The organism is Agitococcus lubricus (genome assembly GCF_003051055.1).
Lineage (GTDB): Bacteria > Pseudomonadota > Gammaproteobacteria > Pseudomonadales > Moraxellaceae > Agitococcus > Agitococcus lubricus.
The window spans coordinates 1-18,325 of the sequence record NZ_QAON01000020.1; the positions used below are offsets into that span (position 1 = coordinate 1).

Genomic DNA, 18,325 nt, shown 5'->3' on the forward strand with positions numbered 1-18,325 from the left:
GAACAAGGCGAATGGCGGGAGACCGCCAAAGCAAAAGCTGGCTCTAGTGGCCTAAACCTCTACTTTTAACTTCGGTTAAAAAGGGGATGATTACCGAGCAGCTTCATGCAACTCATCATTCAATTTCTAACTTTGAAAGAGATTCCTTAGAATACCTCATATTTAACAACCAAACTCATGAGTTTTATCGTGAATGCAGCTTATCTTTACAAAAAATTATTGAGCTGTGTAATCGCCTAACAAGAGATGGTCAATATCATGTTCTTGCCGGCTTATTTACTGATATATATGCCTCAGTTCTTCTATTTAAGGGTATACATAATTCAAGAGGATCAAAGGAATCTATCGAGTTCTTAGGTTTTTGGCATGAAAGTATGGCTTCGCTGGTGATGGCATATTGCATCATCACGAAAGACTTTTTTAAAATTAAGCGTTTATACCTTCTAATGTCGACGTCGCTTAAAGAAGACCCGCAAGCGACACAAGAAGCGCGGAAATTAATACTTTCTAGCTTGCCTGATTTTGAAGAAGCTTTAGATTCTATTGAAGAATCTATTTTATCTGTTGATGATAATAAGGATTTTTACTCTCTAAGTATTGAGGAACAAAAAGCTTATTTTACCAATATGGCTAAAAATCTTGGAATGGACCCGGATGATCCAGAAAGTGAATATGGTCACATTGTAGAGATGGGTCTAAAAAACTATGATCCCAGCAGTATTATGAGGAACTGCGAAAGCTTATTTGTTCATTATCGCCCAGGTGGAATTATAGCTCAGTCTCTTAGGATGCACTCTACTGGTGGAATGCACTTATTAGTATGCTTGAAACACGGTTATGCTCACGGAACTGGAAATCTATTAAGCAGGCTATATGATGATTCAGATGGCCCAAGTTTTGGGCATAGTTTTAAAGAACAGCATTGTGATAAATGCTCTGATTGCAAGCCAAGACCAAAAGAGTGGAGATGGAGTCTTAAATGGTATGAAAGTGCTGTAGAAGATAACAGAGATATTTTAAGTAAGTACAAGTTCTAGTAGCGCAATAAACACATAACAAGTTGCTTCACGCGGAAAAATTACTCGCTGCGCTCCCAATTTTCCGGTGGGCAAGGCGTTAGGTTCCTGCAAGGAGGCTGGGGTGCCAAAGATATATTCTTACTATTCCGAAGAACTTCTCTTTAAGTTTTCTATTGATAACGTGGTCGGAGCTGATCAGCCTTCATGGCCAGAAACTGAAGATTACCCTCCATTACCACCTCGTGAAGCCATCGAAATATCTAAGCGTACTCTATTGGTTCTCCTCAATGATTACCCATGGGCAGAGCCTGAATTTCATTCTTGTGCATTGAAAAGAACTAGCAAATACGAAGGTGGCTGGTGGTACTACGATATAGACTGGATGGTTTGGCCGCCTGAACAGGATGGTAGCGACAGAAGCGGAGTAAATGTGCCAGTAATGTTAAATGGTAAAGTTCCTCCATATGAGGTTTTTAAATACGAAGATCGGGCTTTGGCATGGAAAACCTAACTTTCGGTTCAAGTCTGATAACAACCCAGCCACTTATGGGGCAGTTTTTGATGGTTCTGAGGTACGTCTCAGTTGTTTATTTTGCTGTGGGGACGTTACCCCTTAGCGCAGGTAGTTAGAATTTAATGGAATGGAAAATGAGTGAGAATAAACAAGAATATTTTCCATATATTGATGGTTTGCCATTGTTAAGTGGCTTCTTGGGATGGATGGTTCTTTCTCTCATCACATCTTTTGGTCTTGATATTATAAAGGCTGCTTTAATTTGTTTGCCATATGGGTTTGGTTTTTACTGTCTGAGTCGAGTAAGAGCTAATAAAAGAAAAATATTGAACGAAAAACAGAAGATTAGCCTGATTTTTATACTTGTTCCAGTAATGGTTGGTATAGATGAATTTAGTCGTAATATTTTTGGTATTAACGATACGAGTATTCGTTTAGGCTTTAAGATATTTACGATTGGTATGTTGCTTTGGTCTTTCTCGTTGGGAATATTATTTTCTTCACATTTAGAAAATAACCAAGATTAATTCTAACTCAACGCTCAAGTAGGATAGCACCCCGCGCGGTTTTGGTGTATTTTTCAATGGTTCTGAGGTCAATCTCAGGTTGTAGTTTGTTGAGGGGTGCTACCTCTTAGCGTTAAAGTTAGGCATTTTATGAATCGCCCGAAATTTGATTTCATAACCATTGAGCGATGGGCATACTCTTCGGAGCTTGATGAAGAGTTTGAGTCGTATCAGGATACAGATGCTGACTGGTTTGATCGTGCAATTGGTAATGAGTGCACAACAGAAGATTTGTTTCGCTTCGCGGCTGATTCTAGATGTCTGAAGAGGTTTTATTTTGTTCAGCTATTAATTCCACAGCTTTGCTGGATATACAGAGCCAACAAAGAACTGCCATTTCATTTTTCTAGACTGCAAGGGATTATGAAGTACGATGAATATATTGCCAAAGTCACAGAACATGCCAAGGAAGTATATGAAATAGCTGCAATTATTGAAAAAATGAGGCTTTCTAGTGATCCTGCACTTCAGGCACTTGCAAAAGCACTTTTAGACTATCGCCATGAATTATTAAAATCTGAAGCGAATGAGTATACGAATTTACTTCGTTCTATTTATGAAAATGTCCTTCCGTTGTTTGAAAGTGCCTAACTCGCACTTCAACAAGGACAATGCCCCAGCCAATTATGGGGCAATTTTTGATAATTTTGGCCACCTCGCACATTTCCATTTTGTTGCGGGGCATTGCCTGTTAAGTTTTAAGTTAGAAATTTATTATGGATGCTCATATTAAATGTCCAAAGTGTAATAGCATTTTTGTAAGTGAAAGTTCTCCTTTGTCGAAATTTACAAATAAAGAAGGGAATTTTATAAAGCATTACTACGAATGTGAAAAATGTTCAGAGAACTTCAGCGTTGATACTAAGGATGTTTATACGATTTTAGATTTTCTTATTGGGCAAGCGCGAAGGGCAGTGTTTGGCATTTTTGCTTTATCATTTGCGTTTCTAATAATTAGCTTTTGTATTCCAACTATTTGGGGTTTATTATCAATTGGTATCGGGATTTTTGTAGTAGCAATAGTGAAAATTGCGACATTAAAACTTAAATGTCCTAAATGTGATGCTTCTCTTACGTTTGCTGCAACTGAATTAGCTTCGATAGGGTTAGAAAGACGAAAAATTAACTATTGTCCTTGTTGTGGCTTATCGCTTCATGATGAGTTCAAAACCGAAAACATAAATAAAAATAGTCGCATGCCACAGTATTTTTTAAGTGCGAAAATGCCTAAACTGATTATTGTGTTGTTTGTATTTGTAACAATTACTGTGATTTTTTGGAAAGACCATTTATTGTAGTTAGGCTTTTTATTAAGTGTTTTGTATATTTCTAACTTTTGCGTCAAGTGTGACAAGCACCCAGTCGATTATGGTGTTATTTTTTACGGTTTTGAGGTACTCTCAGTTTTTAATTTTGTTATGGCTACAATCAATTTTTGTTACTAAGTAACAAGAGTAAAAGCTATGGCCAAAACCAACGCAGAACGACAAAAAGCCTATCGAGAAAATAAACAAGGGGATAAAGCCCTACACGTTTGGATTAGCGAAGAAGCCAGTCTTGCCCTAAAACGGCTCTCCTCTCATTATGATGAACCTCAAAAAAATATCATCCAAGAAATGATCTTATTAGCCGATAAAGCGATTATTAATTCACTAGAAACAGACTCTTACCAGTGGCAAGACTATTTTTCGGTAGATGATAAATAGCTGTTACTTAGTAACGTATATTTAGGGGTGTGTCCAGTTTTGGACGTGCCTCTTTTTTATGCCCTCATGTTTATTTACTGGCTCAAAATCGACACGTTTTAGGCTTATCTTTACGGCTTAAACATAGCCTAATCACTGGAAAAAACAGGGGTCAAACTAATAGTGAGCCTTTTTCCAATTTTTCGGTATTTTTCAAGTGCTTTTTTCGGTATCAAACCCTTAGCTATCAATACTTAGACCACTATTGAAATACTGGAAAAATCAACTATCAGTTAAAAACAATCAGTTTGCTTGTTATTTTTATCCTATCTGTAAAAAAGCCTTATTTTTCAATACTTATAAGCCTACCTGATGTTTTGGTGGCGGTGTACTGGAACACCTATGAGGGCGGTGTCCTTGACCCATGCGAAAATATCCTTAGACCCAAACTAATAGTTATCTTTTCGGTAAAAAGGTGATGTCATGCCTAGACGTACTTGGACAAACGAACAAAGAGCCGCGCAAGCTGAAAAAATGCGTAAACAAAAAATATGGGAATTATCGACAGGGCCTAAAACCACCAAAGGCAAACAAAAGGTTGCTCAGAATGGCCGTAAAAATGCCACGGGTAAGAATTTAACCAAAGATGAATACATTGCCCTCATTAAGCAAATGAATCCTAAATTGGTTGAAGATTCAGAACTACTGGAGGAGATGCTTAGCGGTATTACCTTTAAAGACGACAAGGCCACTAAAAAGCCGAATAAAGACATGACGGTGGTTAATGGTGTGTTTCGAGAGGTTAAGCGCGATATGTGGACGATTAAGGACGTAGAGACCGCACGTAAAAAAGTTGATGTGATTATTAAAAGGTTATCTCAAGTCGTGAATATGACGATGGATACTTGCCAACAACTGCATAACCTACACAAAAAATATGAATATGAATATGAAGCGGCACAGATTAAAAAAAGAGCCTCGTTTAACAATCCATTCCCTAAGTGCTAACTGGAACTATCAGCAAACTGGTAGAGACAAACTGAGTGACAATACTTGCACCTAAAGACCTTTAGAGAGTTATTTTTATGTCCGCTTATATGTCCACTTACCAATCAAACCATCAAGCAGGTGAAGCCTACGCCTTTGCAGCCATGCTATTAGAGCAGCAAGCTAACATTACTCGTCTTGGGGGTTATCATCCGTTGGTTGATACCTTACTGGCAATCGTTAAAGAAAAGAACATTGCCACCGTTGAAGCCTTTTATATTGTGCAAAACCAACAAAAGCAGCTATTTGCTAAAACAGAACAGGACGCACAAAAAGCAATGGCGGCTTATGATGAATATATTGCCAAGCACGCCGAGCCTCTCAAGTTTTTACGCGCTAAGAAAAACGACCTAGAGGCAAAACTACGCGCGGTGATTGGCAAAATAAAAAGCTATCCAAACGTCAAAAAGAACAAAGAGGCGATACTCAATCAACAAGGCTTTAGCAAAGAGCAAATTATTCAGATTATTAGCCTAGATGATACCTTGCCCCAGTTACAGCAAGAACAACAGGCCATTAGTCAAGAGCTGGCAGAAGTGTCGGCAGACTTTCAAGGCATTTATGACACGGCTAATAAAATTAAGAGTGACTTGTTTTACAGGCTATCGAGAGAATCCGCTTAATGGCTAAGGGTCGCGTTTGAAACGCGACCCTTTGGCTAGTTTTTGAATCTAAGCAAGTTGACGGTAGGCAACCGTCAACTCAGCGTTGCTACCATTGCAGCCATTGATAATACTCACTTTAGCCGTTTTTAGTTGACGGTGTAACCCTCATCTTAGTTGACGCTAATCACACCTTAAACTCTATTTTTAAAACAAACTGATAGTTATTTAGTGGGGTGAGTCATGGCTGCAAGACAATGGACAGAGGAACAGCGTAAGGCGCAAGCTGAAAAAATACGTCAACACAAAATATGGCTTAAATCGACAGGGCCAACCAGTGAACAAGGTAAAGCCATTGTTTCTCAAAATGCGTTTAAGACTGGAGAGCATACTGCTGATAAAGTGGCAGAGCGAAAACGTAAGGCGGCTAATAAGAGACCGCTATATAAAGGCGGTATGATTTTAGACACGTATGGTGATAAGCGTTTTAGATGGAATAGATCAATAAATTATTTTGGTTCTTTTAAAACAATCAAAAAAGCGGATAGAGAGAAAATGATAAGTAAATTAAGGGCTGTGGCTTATCCATCTTAAGGAGTTTGCATATAAGCCTAAAAGGATGTTTTTCTTTCTACTGTAGCCCCCGTGTAGCCCAGAAAAAAACAACTAAAAATAAAAAAGCCCTGCATATTTGCAAGGCTTTGATATATATAGAGAATTCTGGTGGCTATGGCGAGACTCGAACTTGCGACCCCAGCATTATGAGTGCTGTGCTCTAACCGACTGAGCTACATAGCCAAGAGAGGCGCATATTCTCTTTAGCAATCGACTTTCTGTCAAGTCTTTGTTGTTGTTATTTTAGGCAATGACATCAAAAAAGCTAAAAATTAGCGATTAAATTCAATGTCGCGTAAAAATTGTGCCATATCGCGTAAATATTTCCCTTGGTCTAAGTGCAAAATGTGATTCCCCGGAAACCAATGTAGACGACATCTATCCCAATGTTCCCATAACAGGCGACTATGTTTGGGTGGCGCTAGTCTATCTCCCGCACCACTAATAATCATCAGTCGCTCTTTGGGTAGTTTAGGTGCGTAAGTCAGTGGACATTGTACCGACAGGGTATGTCTGGCTTCGTGAATGTTAATACCCGCAATGCGTAATCCTGTTTTTACTAAAGGTGCAACAGGAAACCATTCATATAACAAATCGACTAAGCTGACGACAGGTACATTAGGCATCGAAAATTGTAATCGATCCTCAACAGCCGCTAAAATTGCACTGGTATAGCCACCCAAGGATATCCCTGTGACGCCTATTTTTTCTACGCCTGTGCTTTCTAAGTAATCCATAAACAGCCTAAAGTCATAAACAGCATGAGCTACGGCCTCGTTAATGTGCAAAATACCGTGTGCAAAGTAACCATAACCCCCAAATGGTTCAGTCGGTGCGCGACGGCGACCATGAAAAGGTAAGGTATACAGCAAAATATCGTAACCTTGTTTATAAAACCAAGGCAATGCTAACCACTTACTATTAAACCAGTAAGGGTCTGCCATAAATCCGTGAATCATACAGATAGTGGGTCTAGGTTTATCGCCATGTCGCCAATGTTGCGCCCAAGCGGTTTGGTTATGTGTCAGACTGGCATACGCAACTCTTTTTTTGGGATTGACGGCTTCAAATGGGCTGCTAAACGACAATAACTCACAGACACCACCATCTGTCGGTTTGTATGCCATCATGCCAGCAGAGTGTTTGTGTACCACTACTTTTTCGCTTGGTTTTTTGAAAAACTGAGTGGGGTCATGGGTTTCACCAATTTTTTGATAAAAATGGCGGTCGCTAAAATCTTCAGCTAATTGCTTGGGTGCGAGTGTAAAGGGTAAACAACAGACGCTGGCTAAGGATGCCATAGCGGTGCGTAGTCCAATATCTAAAGCGGCAGTCCCTTCGACCATCATCTGGGTTTTGAAATCAAGATAAAAGTCATCAGGAAATTTATGAAAACTTGGTTCTAAAGAATTCCACCACGGCTGTTGTGGGGCAAAATGGCGGGATTGGCCATACGTTTGATTGGCGACTCGCGAGACGATAGAACTCAATTTTTCCATAATATACCTACGATAATGAGCTATTGTGGACGAGAAATCATCTGGCACTGAATAGAAGCCTTTTTCTATATAAAGTTTTATCTGCATAAAACCATGATTGGCATCAGTTCTGGGTATTAGGCGTTGGATGTTCTCGTCTTAGAATGTAACTTTTTGGACGATAGTACGGTAAAATAGCGGGAAAAAGAGAAACTAGCAAGAAAAACGGGCGCTATAAACTCATTTTTACTAAGTCTGTGCCAAATCGCTCAATGATAAATTGACAGTCCAAAAATTGTTCAATCACATGAATATTACTTAAGCAATGGTTGCTGAGTATGTGGGTGGTAAAACTCCCACCGTTGGCTAAAGCGATGGGGAGTAATAATTGGTCGGCCAAATATTCATCAACAGCCGCTGAGCTGCTCAAAAAATGTTTGGCTTCTTTGGCTAATAGCGTTGCGACTTTTTCAGCACTAACTCCATATTCGCCAAATCCTGTAAAAACATTAGTCACATGTTCATTTGCACACGCTAATAACAAGACATTGCCATGACCTAAAGCCCGTACCGTTTGGATGCGACATTGTTCCGCAGTTAAACCCAATGTAGTTTGTAAACTGGCTAGTTCACGTTCAGCAATATGGCTTGGCAAATTACTCAAAACACTGATGGCAAAACGTTGTTGTTCTTGGCCACGTTCAATTAACACTAAAGGTTTTAATTGTTTACAAGGATGAACCGTGACATTAATCTCGCCGCCGCCCGCAGGAAAAAAGCCATGTCGGCGAATAGTTAACTCAATATGCGCACCCATTTTGGCGAGTTGTGGCAAAAAAGCTAACTGTAAAAAATCAGCAGGTGGCGCAGATTGGTTGTGTGTGCCACCTGTAATGGTAATGGTGCTAATATCATCGGCAAATAATAAAGCAGGCAATATGGCTTGTAAGACGAGGGTCGTGCTACCCGCTGTGCCAATCTCAAATTTATAGTTGCCGTGTTTAATCGCTTGCGGAATAAAGGTGAGTTGTAGGCTGTTGAGTTCTGCACCTGTGACTTCGGCAGAGCAAATTTGTTGGGCTGCTTTTACCGCCGTTAAATGTTGGCGTAATAAACCTTTTTTACTACGTTTGGCACGAATGCTGTGCATGGTAAAGGCTTGGCCAGTTACCATACTTAAGGCAAGGGCAGAGCGGAGCATTTGACCACCGCCTTCACCATAAGAACCGTCGATTGTTATCATAAAAAATCCTTTGTATTCATCATCATGGTTTCGACTACGCTCAACCACCACGACTAAGCTCAACCACCAAAATATCCTCCGCTCAACGAGTGAATGCTCCCTGAGCGCAGTCGAAGGGTTACCCCTTTACACAAACCACTTGTTTTAAGGTATGAACCACTTCCACCAAGTCACGTTGAGCGTGCATAACTGCCTCAATCGGTTTATAAGCAGCAGGGGTTTCATCGACCACTTCTTTATCTTTACGACACTCCACGCCCTCAGTCGCTTTGGCATGATCCTCTATGGTAAAGCGTCGTTTGGCTTCAGCGCGTGACATGGTTCGTCCTGCACCGTGTGAACAGCTCTGAAAACTTTCTTCGTTTCCCAAACCACGGACAATAAACGAGCAAGCACCCATACTCCCTGGAATAATCCCTAATTCATCTTTGCGCGCACTTACTGCACCTTTACGCGTCACTAAGACGTTTTCACCATAATGCATTTCACGCGATACATAGTTATGATGACAATTCACCGCTAACATATCGGCACTAAACGGTTTGCTAATAATAGCACGAGCTGCTTTAATCACATTTTGCATCATTAACTCGCGGTTAGCCTTAGCAAAACGTTGCGCCCAGTCAACCGCATAACAATAATCATCAAAATGTTCGGTTTGTTCGGCAAAATAGGCTAAGTCTTTATCGGGTAAATGAATAAACCAACGTTCCATATCGCGTTTGGCTAAGGCAATAAAATGCTCACCAATCGCATTTCCCACACCGCGTGATCCACTATGCAACATAAACCAGACTTGCTGATTTTCATCTAAACACACTTCAATAAAGTGATTACCTGTTCCTAATGTCCCAATATGATTACGGTTATTGGTGTTTTTTAAGCGTGGATATTTATCGGTGATTTTTTTAAAATCATCGGCTAACACTGACCATGCCGCATCCGCTTCAGCAGGTGGATTATGCCATGCACCTTCATCACGTTTACCAAAGGTTTTTCCGTGTGGCACTGCTTTCTCGATAGCAGCGCGTAAGGGGGCTAAATTATCGGGCAAATCTGTGGCATGTAAGGAAGTTTTAACCGCAATCATTCCACAACCAATATCCACACCCACCGCCGCAGGAATTATTGCCCCTTTGGTTGGAATCACACTACCAATGGTTGCGCCTTTACCTAAATGTACATCAGGCATAGCCGCAATCCATTTATAAATAAAAGGTAAGTTTGCTGCATTTAACAGTTGTTTTTTTGCGGCATCTTCTACGGGCACACCTTGTGTCCACATTTTAATCGGTGAGCTTTTATCGTGTTGTAATACGTCATAGTTACCAGTTTTCATGTTGATTTCCTTTTTAAATAAAATAGCGACTAAGGGTAATGAGATGTTTTTGCCATTTTCGCCACTTGCTAAGCAAGTCGGGATTCGAACCCGAAAAGAGAGGGATTTTTAGTCCCTTGCGTATGTAATCCCATCAAAGCATTCGCTATAATTCATTAACTAAGGACAGAAGTCGCTTAGCATAAACATGACTTACGCATTTCATCTAAATTACCGCGTAAGTCCTAAAATAGATGCAACAACGAGTTTTATGTGAAATTTTTACACTAACCAAATGTAATTCCACAGGCATTTGCTGCAAATTGAGAGTGATGACTAGAGTTGGTGAGATACGCGTACCAACGGCACACTGATTACGAGTCAGATGTATTCCCACCGAGCATTCATCACCTATTTAATTAACTAGCAACTAGGATTAATGAAACAGTCCTGCTCTACCTGCTGAGCTACAGTCTTATGCCAACTTGGTGATAAGACTGGCGGGAATTGAACCCGCGACACGGTCGTTTTCAGCGATGTAGTTCCATAAGCATTTGCTAGTTAAACTTTAAGAATACGACTAAAAGACTTAGATCGTCGGTACGCTCGTTCCGACTAATAGCGATGTAATCCAAGCTGCATTCGTATTCAATTTGGCGGAGACGGTGAGATTCGAACTCACGAATCCCGTTAGGGATTAACTCTTTAGCAAAGAGGTGTGTTAAGCCACTCCACCACGTCTCCAAATTTAGATGGTGCAACAAATAGGCGTGAGAGTTTCACCTTGCCTAAAACAAGGTGTTGGATTCGAACCAACAATACACCAATGTACTCCCACAAGGCATTTGCACCACATTCTGTCGTATAGGTAGCCATTGTAGCTATCCTACAAAATAGTTGTCTTAATTGGGCAGCCATAAGGGCTGCCCTTACAACACCACTTTATCAATGACCTCAACCCAATGATTGGCACTCAATTGATTGTTGGCGAATAGCCCAATCAACTTAAATACTTCATCACTAAAGCCGCCAATGTTTAAAACATCCTCACCATCTAAAGCTTGTGTGCTGGCATAAGGTTGGATATCAATACAAATCAATTTGGCTTTTGGATTGCGTTGTTTGATGATGGCCCACTGACGCATGGTTTCGCTTGCCCCATAAGCATAATTGCGTAGCCAAGACTCGTTATCAGAGACAAAAATCACCACATCAACCGCCGATTTTTGCTTGTTTAACCAAGTCAACGGTGCGCTACAATCTGTGCCACCACCCCCAATACTTGCCAAACGTTTGGCATTGGTTAGAACGCTATCACGGCTATTCAAACGTATGTCTACCACCTTGTTTTCAAAAGGCAACACAACGGTTTGTGGGTTATTACGCAACATTGCCGCAGAGACCAAACCCGCCACATCAATACAACGTACAGAACTGGTTGCGCCTTTGCGATAACCTGTGACTACCGATTGCATTGAACCTGACACATCAGGGCAAACCACAACTTTCTTTCCTTGCAAGTCTGGGACATTGCTTAAAGCAACTTCCAACGCATCTTGCAAAGCATCGACAATGGGAGCAGGCATCTCTTGTTTAGCCGCTTGGTAAGCCATCATCAGTTGATAGGGGAAAGCATTGCTTTTGCGAATGCTCTCTTTATCACGCAAACGATCAGCGACCCAATTCACCATCTTCGCATCATTAAACACGCTATGACGTAGCAGGGTGTTTAGATTGATACGCAAGGCTTGCCAACCCATATTTTTGCCAATATTTGTCCATTGCTCAGTGTTCAAGGTCAAATGAGTCAACATTTGAAAAGGCACATCAGGCAAATCGATGCTGACACCACGTTTAACTAATTCATAATCTTGAATCACTTTAGGCAAGGCGTTGACATCAAAAGGCTTGCCAATTAACCAAGCAAAAACAGCGGCTTGCTCTGCATTTTTAGGTTGAGGGTGAACCATCTTCACCACATCAGCCAACGAAGGATCATTACCCACAGCCGCATTAAGCAGTTTTTGGGTAGAGGCTTCGTTTAACCATGTTTGCACCAAACGTTTTGGGCGAGAACCCAAGGATTTTCGACCAGTTACGCCAGAACGCACGATTTGTACAAAGTTACGCAACATCTTGCCGTTGTTAACCACACGAGCAAAAGCCACTGCAAAATAAGCACTTTGACGTGCTGCCAAGATCGCCAACAACACGGCTGGCATATCTTTCATTGCCCCTTGTTCGCGGCTATAAATCGCCAATTTAGCCAAGAACTCATCATCAATTTCTTGCGCTGTGGTTAATACCTTTTCCAACTGCATCTCGGCAGAGCTATAAAAGGTATGACTCAAACAACCTGTCATGGCATATTGTGCAAGGGCATGACGAGGGGTGAAAGCATAAGCATTGCCGCCTGCTTCATTTTTTGTATTGGTTGATGGCAACAACTTTCCAACCATTGATTTAAACAAGTTTGCATTTGCCATGTTAAAAACTCCTGTTTTTATAGACTTTGTATATTTAAGTCATTTTGAATTTTTTGATTTTCGCTTGCTGTATAATTTGCATGGCATGTGCCAACTTTGAAAAATTATCAAAATATAATTTGTAAGATATTGATTTTTAATAATTAAAAATTTTATTTTTTCTTGTTTAAGGTTTTTTGTGCTGTTTAAAAATTTAATTTTTATATATTTATAGATAGTATATTATAAAAATATATAAATCTTTATGATGGTTGAGCGGAGTCGAAACCATTAAGATTAGATACAGTCGGTAGCCTGTGTGGAGTGTAACGTAACACAGGATTACTCAATTTAACGCGTTGTTTTTCCTGTATTTCGCTACGCTGCATACAGGCTACAAATATTTAACGTAACTCTGAGGAATGGTATAAAAAAGCCATGAAAACCATTGTTTTTAGTTTTTTAGGTTCACAATTAGATGCAGCCAAAGGTCGTGGACGGTGGGAGAAATGGCGGCCAAATGTGGCCTTATGTCAACATGATGATTTTATTATTGATAAACTGGTTTTGTTTTATAACGAGCAATATCTCGATTTATTAAACGTGGTGATGGATGATATTGCCTTTATTTCGCCAGAAACCGTGGTTGAACCCTATTTAATGCCTTTGGAGAATCCTTGGGATTTTCAAGAGGTTTATGGCGCATTGTATGAGTATGCGCGTGCTTATCAATTTGATATTGATAAACATCAGTATTTGGTTCACATCACCACAGGCACACATGTCGCGCAAATTTGTTTGTTTTTGCTGACCGAAACGCGTTATTTCCCTGCCAAAATTTTGCAAAGCTCACCACCACGTAAACAACAAAATGGCGAAAGTGGTCGTTTAGATATTATTGATTTGGATTTGTCTCGCTACAACTTATTAGCTAGCCGTTTTGCCGATGAACGTTTAGAAATCCAAAATCACTTAAAATCGGGTATTGCCACCAAAAATCCGACTTTTAATGTGATGATTGCCGAAATTGAGCAAGTGGCATTGCGTTCACGTAGTCCTGTGTTGTTGTTGGGGGCAACGGGGGTTGGTAAGTCATTTTTGGCACGGCGTGTCTATGAGTTAAAAAAGCAGCGTCATCAGTTGCGCGGTGAATTTGTTGAGGTCAATTGTGCGACTTTGCGCGGTGATAGTGCCATGTCTACCTTGTTTGGTCATGCTAAAGGAGCTTTTACAGGGGCGGTGAGTGCAAGGGCGGGTTTGTTGCGTAGTGCTGATGGTGGCTTGTTGTTTTTGGATGAAATTGGTGAATTGGGTGCAGACGAACAAGCGATGTTGTTAAAAGCCATTGAAGAAAAACGTTTTTATCCTGTTGGGGCAGATAAAGAAGTACAAAGTGATTTTCAATTAATTGCAGGTACGTGTCGAGATTTGGCGGAAGAAGTGCGTTTAGGCAATTTTAGAGAAGATTTGTATGCACGATTGAATATGTGGACGTTTCATTTGCCACCTTTAAGCGAGCGTCGTGAAGATATTGAGCCAAACATCGAGTTTGAATTAGCGCGTTTTGCCCGTGAACAAGGCCGAGAAGTGCGTTTTAACAAAGAAGCACGGCAAGATTATTTAGCTTATGCCTTACAGCCAAAAGCCTTGTGGTCGGGAAACTTTAGGGATTTATCGTCATCAGTGAGTCGGATGGCAACCTTAGCGAATGGTGGACGTGTCACTTGTGAGGATGTGAATAAAGAAATTCAGCGTTTAGAAAAATTGTGGTCAAATCAACAACAAGAGGCATTTAGCTTATGTAAGCAATTTTTACCCAATACATGGCAAACATTTGATGATTTTGATTTGTTTCAGTTGGAAGCGGTGTTAGCGGTTTGTCAGCAAGCAAACAGTTTATCAGAGGCAGGCCGACAGTTGTTTGCTCAATCACGGCAACAAAAGGCCAGCACTAATGATGCTGACCGTTTGAAAAAATATTTGGCAAAGTTTGATTTGCAGTGGGGTGATATTTAATTGATGGTTGATAGTTTAAGACGTTGGTGCCATGTTTTTTCTAAGTCTTTAGTGTCATGATTAAAGGGATGAAAACTGGGTTTATAATAATCTATAAAGGCTTGAATCGTTTGCCAAGTGAGCAAGCCCCCTTTGCCAGTAAAGTCTTTAATAAACTTAGCGATGCCTTTGACTGATAAAGCCTTATCAGCTCTTAATAAACGCTGCATATTGTTAGCAATCAAAAAGGCGAGCGCACTGCCTGCCATTGTCATATAAAACACTCTGGACAAATAAGTGCCGTTACAAGCGACGTAGGCATCAAAAAATACCGCTTTATGTTCATTTTCTTCTACCGCATGCCATAACCATAATTCGCCAACCGCACCGTGTAAGCGATGATTCCAGTCATCACGGCGTAACAGTTCTGCGCCTAAGGTGGCGGTAATATGCTCAATCGCACAACCAATGGCCATAATATGCATTGGTGGCAAAAGTTTTTGCATCCATTGATATAACACCTTTACTTCTTTTTGCAGACTGTCGAGGTCAATTTGTTGCGCTTCGGCATAACGATTAAATGCCATATGCTCTTTGGCATGCATTGCTTCTTGACCAATAAACGCACTGATTTCTGCTTGCAAAATAGGGTCGTTAATACTGCTTCTAATATTGCGTAACGCTTCAATCAGCATCAATTCACCTTGCGGAAAAATAGCTGACATCGCATTCATAAAATGCGTGTAATAAACATTGCCATCAAACCAATAACGCTCTGAGTGCTGAAAATCAAAACTTAACCGTCTGACGGGAAAAGAGGCTTTTAAGCGATTTGTCATAGAAGAAAAACTCGACACGGTTGCTTGTACTGGATTTAAGTTTGTGTTCATCATGCACCTTAATCTACAAAAGAACTATATGGTTCTTTTGTAGATGGATTTTGCCCATAAGTCAAGCCTAGGTATGGCGAGAGGATAAAAAATCTTCAAAAAGTCAACAGCCCCTAAACTTGTACTATCAACACGAGAGTGCTAATTTTGCGTTTTTCTAAATGAGAAAGAAGAAAAACTGTGGAAAAATTATCTGGCATATATGATGCGCAAGCTGTGGGCTTACCTAGAGGACGCACCAGTAATTTATTAAGTTCAGAAGTGCGTGAACAGCAACGTAGACGCTTGGTCAAAGCAGCGATTCATGTGTTTGCTGAAAAAGGTTTTGTCGCAGCCACGATTGCCGATATTGTCAAAGGGGCGCGTGTCTCTAGACAGGTATTTTATGAGCTATTTGACAGTAAAGAGGATTGTTTTTTAGCGGCTGACCAATTGGGACGAAAAGCACTCATTGAGACGGTGTTGATAGATTTGCAAAAAACTCAATCTGCATTGGCAGATGATAGGTGGTTGAGGTCAGCAGTACGTGCCTATTTGCAACTGTGTACACAAGAGCCAGAGTTTGCCAAAGCATGGGCAATTGAGTTTCCTAATGCGGGTGCAAGATGTCTGATACAGCGTAACCTATTCTTTACTGAACTTGGTCAACGACTCAAAGTGATGCACAGTCGCATTAAAACCAGCCAACCAGAACAATGGCGTGATGTACCTGATTTATTTTATCAAGCGGCCATAGGTGGTGCTTACGAAATTGTCTTTCGTTGTATTTGTCAAAACAGATTTGAGCAGTTACTAGCCTTAGAAGATGTTTTAGTTGATTTTATTAACTGTGCGTTGGGTTATCGTCAGCCTATCGCCTAAGCAGGTAATAGCCAACAACAAATCAGAGTTATATCTGATTTGTTGTTATGCGCAACAGCAAAAAATTTAGACATTAAATCTAAAATGAACCACGTCGCCGTCTTTCATAATATAGGTTTTACCTTCTAGACGCCATTTGCCTGCGTCTTTTGCGCCTTGTTCACCTTTGTATTGAATATAATCATCATAGGCAATGACTTCGGCGCGAATAAAGCCTTTCTCAAAATCGGTATGGATTTTACCTGCGCCTTGAGGGGCAGTTGCGCCTACAGGAATCGTCCATGCACGCACTTCTTTAACGCCCGCCGTAAAGTAAGTGTGTAAGCCCAACAGGCCATAACCCGCACGAATCACGCGGTTCAAACCCGGTTCATCCATGCCGACGGCTTCTAAAAATTCGGCTTTTTCGTCTTCTTCAAGTTCCGCAATTTCGGCTTCTAATTTATTGCAAATCGGCACAACAATGGCATTTTCACTGGCCGCTAATTGGCGTACCGCATCGAGATGAGGGTTGTTCTCAAAACCATCTTCATTAACGTTGGCAATATACATGGTGGGTTTTAGGGTAAGTAAACCATAGACTTTTAAGGCTTTTAAGTCATCGTCGCTCAAGTCGGCGGCACGTGCAGGACGACCGTCATTGAGCAAAGGTAATACTTTTTCTAAGCTATTTTTGAGGATAATCGCTTCTTTATCACCGCCTTTAGCACTTTTGCTCACGCGCAATAAGGCACGCTCTACGGTGTCTAAATCCGATAAGGCTAATTCGGTATTGATGGTGGCGATATCATCTAAGGGGTCAATACGGCCAGCCACGTGAATGACGTTTTCATCTTCAAAACATCGTACCACATGGGCAATGGCATCGGTTTCACGGATATTGGCTAAGAATTGATTCCCTAAACCTTCACCTTTAGAAGCCCCAGCCACTAAGCCCGCAATATCGACAAACTCCATAGTCGTCGGAATAATACGCTCAGGTTTGACAATCGTGGCCAACGCATCCAAACGTGGGTCGGGCATAGGCACAATCCCTGTATTGGGTTCGATGGTACAAAAAGGAAAGTTTTCGGCAGCAATTCCCGCTTTAGTCAAGGCATTAAATAAGGTAGATTTACCCACATTTGGCAAACCTACGATGCCACAGTTAAACCCCATGAAGGACTCCTCGTGTTAATTTCACAATGGCGCGCATGGTACACCAAAACCCCTTTTTTTGCTGAGGTATCTGCATGAATCGCACGCTCTATCAGTTTCCCTTATCGCATTATTGTGAAAAAGCACGTTGGTTATTAGATTTTAAGGATTTAGACTATAAAGTAACGAATCTTTTTCCGGGTGCACACCGTGTCTTAACTGTTTGGAAAGCCAATAGCACCACCGTTCCCACACTCAACGATGGTCAGGAGTGGATTGGTGACTCTACAGAGATGGCCTTTTATTTGGATGCAAAATATGTATTGCGGCCATTATTACCCTCAGACCCCGAGCAACGCCGACAAGCGATTATTTTAGAAGAAAAAGCCGATAAAGCAGGTATTCATGTGCGGCGGTGGGCATATAGTCAACTCTTGGCAACGCCACAAGTCACCGACTTATTGTTTGATGATTACCCGTTGATTAAACCTTTCAAAAAGCCCTTAGCGCCCTTTATTCGACGGGGGATTGCGCAAATGTACCAAGTGAATCCCGAAAAAGGCGCACAGTCATTTGCCAAAATGATGATGATGGCAGAGGAATTTGAGACAGTATTATTAAAAAACGGTGGACGTTATTTGGTCGGTCATCATTTAGGCTTAGCGGATATTGCGGTTGCGTCTTTATATGCGCCACTCATGACGATACCCGAAACGCCGTGGGCGAGTTTGCACGCAAGTACGGAGGCTGTGCAACAATTACAACATGAGTTAAGTGCACGTCCATTGGGGCAATGGCTATTACGCCTATACCGTGAAGAACGCCATGCGCGGGGGAATTGGCGCGGGCAATAGCGTGAGGGACTCTAACAAACGAACTTCTGCATCATA

19 protein-coding genes and 2 tRNA genes are annotated in these 18,325 nt (G+C 41.0%); 12 read left to right on the forward strand and 9 right to left on the reverse strand.

The features are described from left to right. The first annotated feature begins 86 nt into the window (after nt 1-86). The 9 genes from C8N29_RS14565 to C8N29_RS14605 all read left to right on the forward strand — a co-directional run bounded on the left by C8N29_RS14565 (nt 87) and on the right by C8N29_RS14605 (nt 6,027). On the forward strand, nt 87-1,037 hold the full coding sequence (locus C8N29_RS14565) for a hypothetical protein (RefSeq protein ID WP_107866806.1): 951 nt from the start codon (nt 87-89) through the stop codon (nt 1,035-1,037). A gap of 103 nt (nt 1,038-1,140) precedes the next feature. Continuing rightward, nucleotides 1,141-1,530 carry a hypothetical protein gene (locus C8N29_RS14570; RefSeq protein WP_107866807.1) on the forward strand — a complete coding sequence of 130 codons (390 nt, stop codon included), beginning with the start codon at nt 1,141-1,143 and terminating at the stop codon, nt 1,528-1,530. A 137-nt stretch (nt 1,531-1,667) separates the two neighbouring features. After that, the gene (locus tag C8N29_RS14575; RefSeq protein WP_146164478.1) at nt 1,668-2,060 is read left to right on the forward strand and encodes a hypothetical protein; all 393 of its coding nucleotides are present in this window, start codon (nt 1,668-1,670) and stop codon (nt 2,058-2,060) included. A 129-nt stretch (nt 2,061-2,189) separates the two neighbouring features. Continuing rightward, nucleotides 2,190-2,690, forward strand: a complete 501-nt coding sequence (locus tag C8N29_RS14580; RefSeq protein ID WP_107866809.1) for a hypothetical protein — start codon at nt 2,190-2,192, stop codon at nt 2,688-2,690. Nucleotides 2,691-2,815: 125 nt separating this feature from the next. Then, nucleotides 2,816-3,397 (forward strand): hypothetical protein, encoded by a 582-nt coding sequence (locus C8N29_RS14585; RefSeq protein ID WP_107866810.1) that lies wholly within the window; start codon nt 2,816-2,818, stop codon nt 3,395-3,397. Nucleotides 3,398-3,562: 165 nt separating this feature from the next. Continuing rightward, entirely contained in the window at nt 3,563-3,805 is a 243-nt protein-coding gene (locus C8N29_RS14590) for a hypothetical protein (RefSeq protein WP_107866811.1), read from the forward strand. Nucleotides 3,806-4,267: 462 nt separating this feature from the next. After that, a complete protein-coding gene (locus tag C8N29_RS14595) occupies nt 4,268-4,792 on the forward strand; it encodes a hypothetical protein (protein ID WP_107866812.1) in 525 nt (174 codons plus the stop codon). A gap of 77 nt (nt 4,793-4,869) precedes the next feature. Then, nucleotides 4,870-5,454, forward strand: a complete 585-nt coding sequence (locus C8N29_RS14600) for a hypothetical protein (RefSeq protein WP_107866813.1) — start codon at nt 4,870-4,872, stop codon at nt 5,452-5,454. Between the two features lie 222 nt (nt 5,455-5,676). Then, nucleotides 5,677-6,027: a hypothetical protein gene (locus C8N29_RS14605; RefSeq protein WP_107866814.1), complete on the forward strand. Its 351-nt coding sequence runs from the start codon at nt 5,677-5,679 to the stop codon at nt 6,025-6,027. 127 nt (nt 6,028-6,154) lie between these two features. On the opposite strand, the gene C8N29_RS14610 is transcribed toward C8N29_RS14605, so the two are convergent. The 7 genes from C8N29_RS14610 to C8N29_RS14640 all read right to left on the reverse strand — a co-directional run bounded on the left by C8N29_RS14610 (nt 6,155) and on the right by C8N29_RS14640 (nt 12,573). After that, nucleotides 6,155-6,231: transfer RNA gene (locus tag C8N29_RS14610), tRNA-Met, on the reverse strand. 89 nt (nt 6,232-6,320) lie between these two features. Beyond that, a complete protein-coding gene (locus C8N29_RS14615; protein WP_107866815.1) occupies nt 6,321-7,547 on the reverse strand; it encodes an alpha/beta hydrolase family protein in 1,227 nt (408 codons plus the stop codon). A gap of 211 nt (nt 7,548-7,758) precedes the next feature. After that, a complete protein-coding gene (gene rtcA / locus C8N29_RS14620; RefSeq protein ID WP_107866849.1) occupies nt 7,759-8,769 on the reverse strand; it encodes an RNA 3'-terminal phosphate cyclase in 1,011 nt (336 codons plus the stop codon). A 118-nt stretch (nt 8,770-8,887) separates the two neighbouring features. Beyond that, nucleotides 8,888-10,108, reverse strand: coding sequence for an RtcB family protein (locus C8N29_RS14625; RefSeq protein WP_107866816.1), 1,221 nt, complete (start codon nt 10,106-10,108; stop codon nt 8,888-8,890). Nucleotides 10,109-10,741: 633 nt separating this feature from the next. Then, nucleotides 10,742-10,831: transfer RNA gene (locus C8N29_RS14630), tRNA-Ser, on the reverse strand. Then, nucleotides 10,793-10,963 (reverse strand): hypothetical protein, encoded by a 171-nt coding sequence (locus tag C8N29_RS16795; protein ID WP_170107007.1) that lies wholly within the window; start codon nt 10,961-10,963, stop codon nt 10,793-10,795. The genes C8N29_RS14630 and C8N29_RS16795 overlap by 39 nt, the downstream gene beginning before the upstream one ends. Before the next feature lie 53 nt (nt 10,964-11,016). Further along, nucleotides 11,017-12,573, reverse strand: a complete 1,557-nt coding sequence (locus tag C8N29_RS14640) for a TROVE domain-containing protein (protein WP_107866818.1) — start codon at nt 12,571-12,573, stop codon at nt 11,017-11,019. A 417-nt stretch (nt 12,574-12,990) separates the two neighbouring features. On the opposite strand from C8N29_RS14640, the gene rtcR reads away from it, so the two are divergent. After that, nucleotides 12,991-14,568, forward strand: a complete 1,578-nt coding sequence (rtcR, locus tag C8N29_RS14645) for an RNA repair transcriptional activator RtcR (protein ID WP_107866819.1) — start codon at nt 12,991-12,993, stop codon at nt 14,566-14,568. Here rtcR and C8N29_RS14650 read toward each other — a convergent pair. Beyond that, nucleotides 14,565-15,440 carry a metal-dependent hydrolase gene (locus C8N29_RS14650; RefSeq protein ID WP_239987185.1) on the reverse strand — a complete coding sequence of 292 codons (876 nt, stop codon included), beginning with the start codon at nt 15,438-15,440 and terminating at the stop codon, nt 14,565-14,567. The two genes, rtcR and C8N29_RS14650, sit on opposite strands and share 4 nt — an antisense overlap. A 177-nt stretch (nt 15,441-15,617) precedes the next feature. Between C8N29_RS14650 and C8N29_RS14655 the strand changes: the two genes are divergently transcribed. Further along, complete coding sequence (locus C8N29_RS14655) at nt 15,618-16,298, forward strand: TetR/AcrR family transcriptional regulator (protein WP_107866820.1); 681 nt, start codon at nt 15,618-15,620, stop codon at nt 16,296-16,298. A gap of 66 nt (nt 16,299-16,364) precedes the next feature. Here the strand turns inward: C8N29_RS14655 and ychF are convergent, their stop codons facing one another. Continuing rightward, nucleotides 16,365-17,456, reverse strand: coding sequence for a redox-regulated ATPase YchF (gene ychF, locus C8N29_RS14660; RefSeq protein ID WP_107866821.1), 1,092 nt, complete (start codon nt 17,454-17,456; stop codon nt 16,365-16,367). Nucleotides 17,457-17,530: 74 nt separating this feature from the next. Here ychF and C8N29_RS14665 point away from each other — a divergent pair, with 74 nt between their 5' ends. Next, nucleotides 17,531-18,289 carry a glutathione S-transferase family protein gene (locus tag C8N29_RS14665; RefSeq protein WP_107866822.1) on the forward strand — a complete coding sequence of 253 codons (759 nt, stop codon included), beginning with the start codon at nt 17,531-17,533 and terminating at the stop codon, nt 18,287-18,289. Nucleotides 18,290-18,325 lie beyond the last annotated feature (36 nt).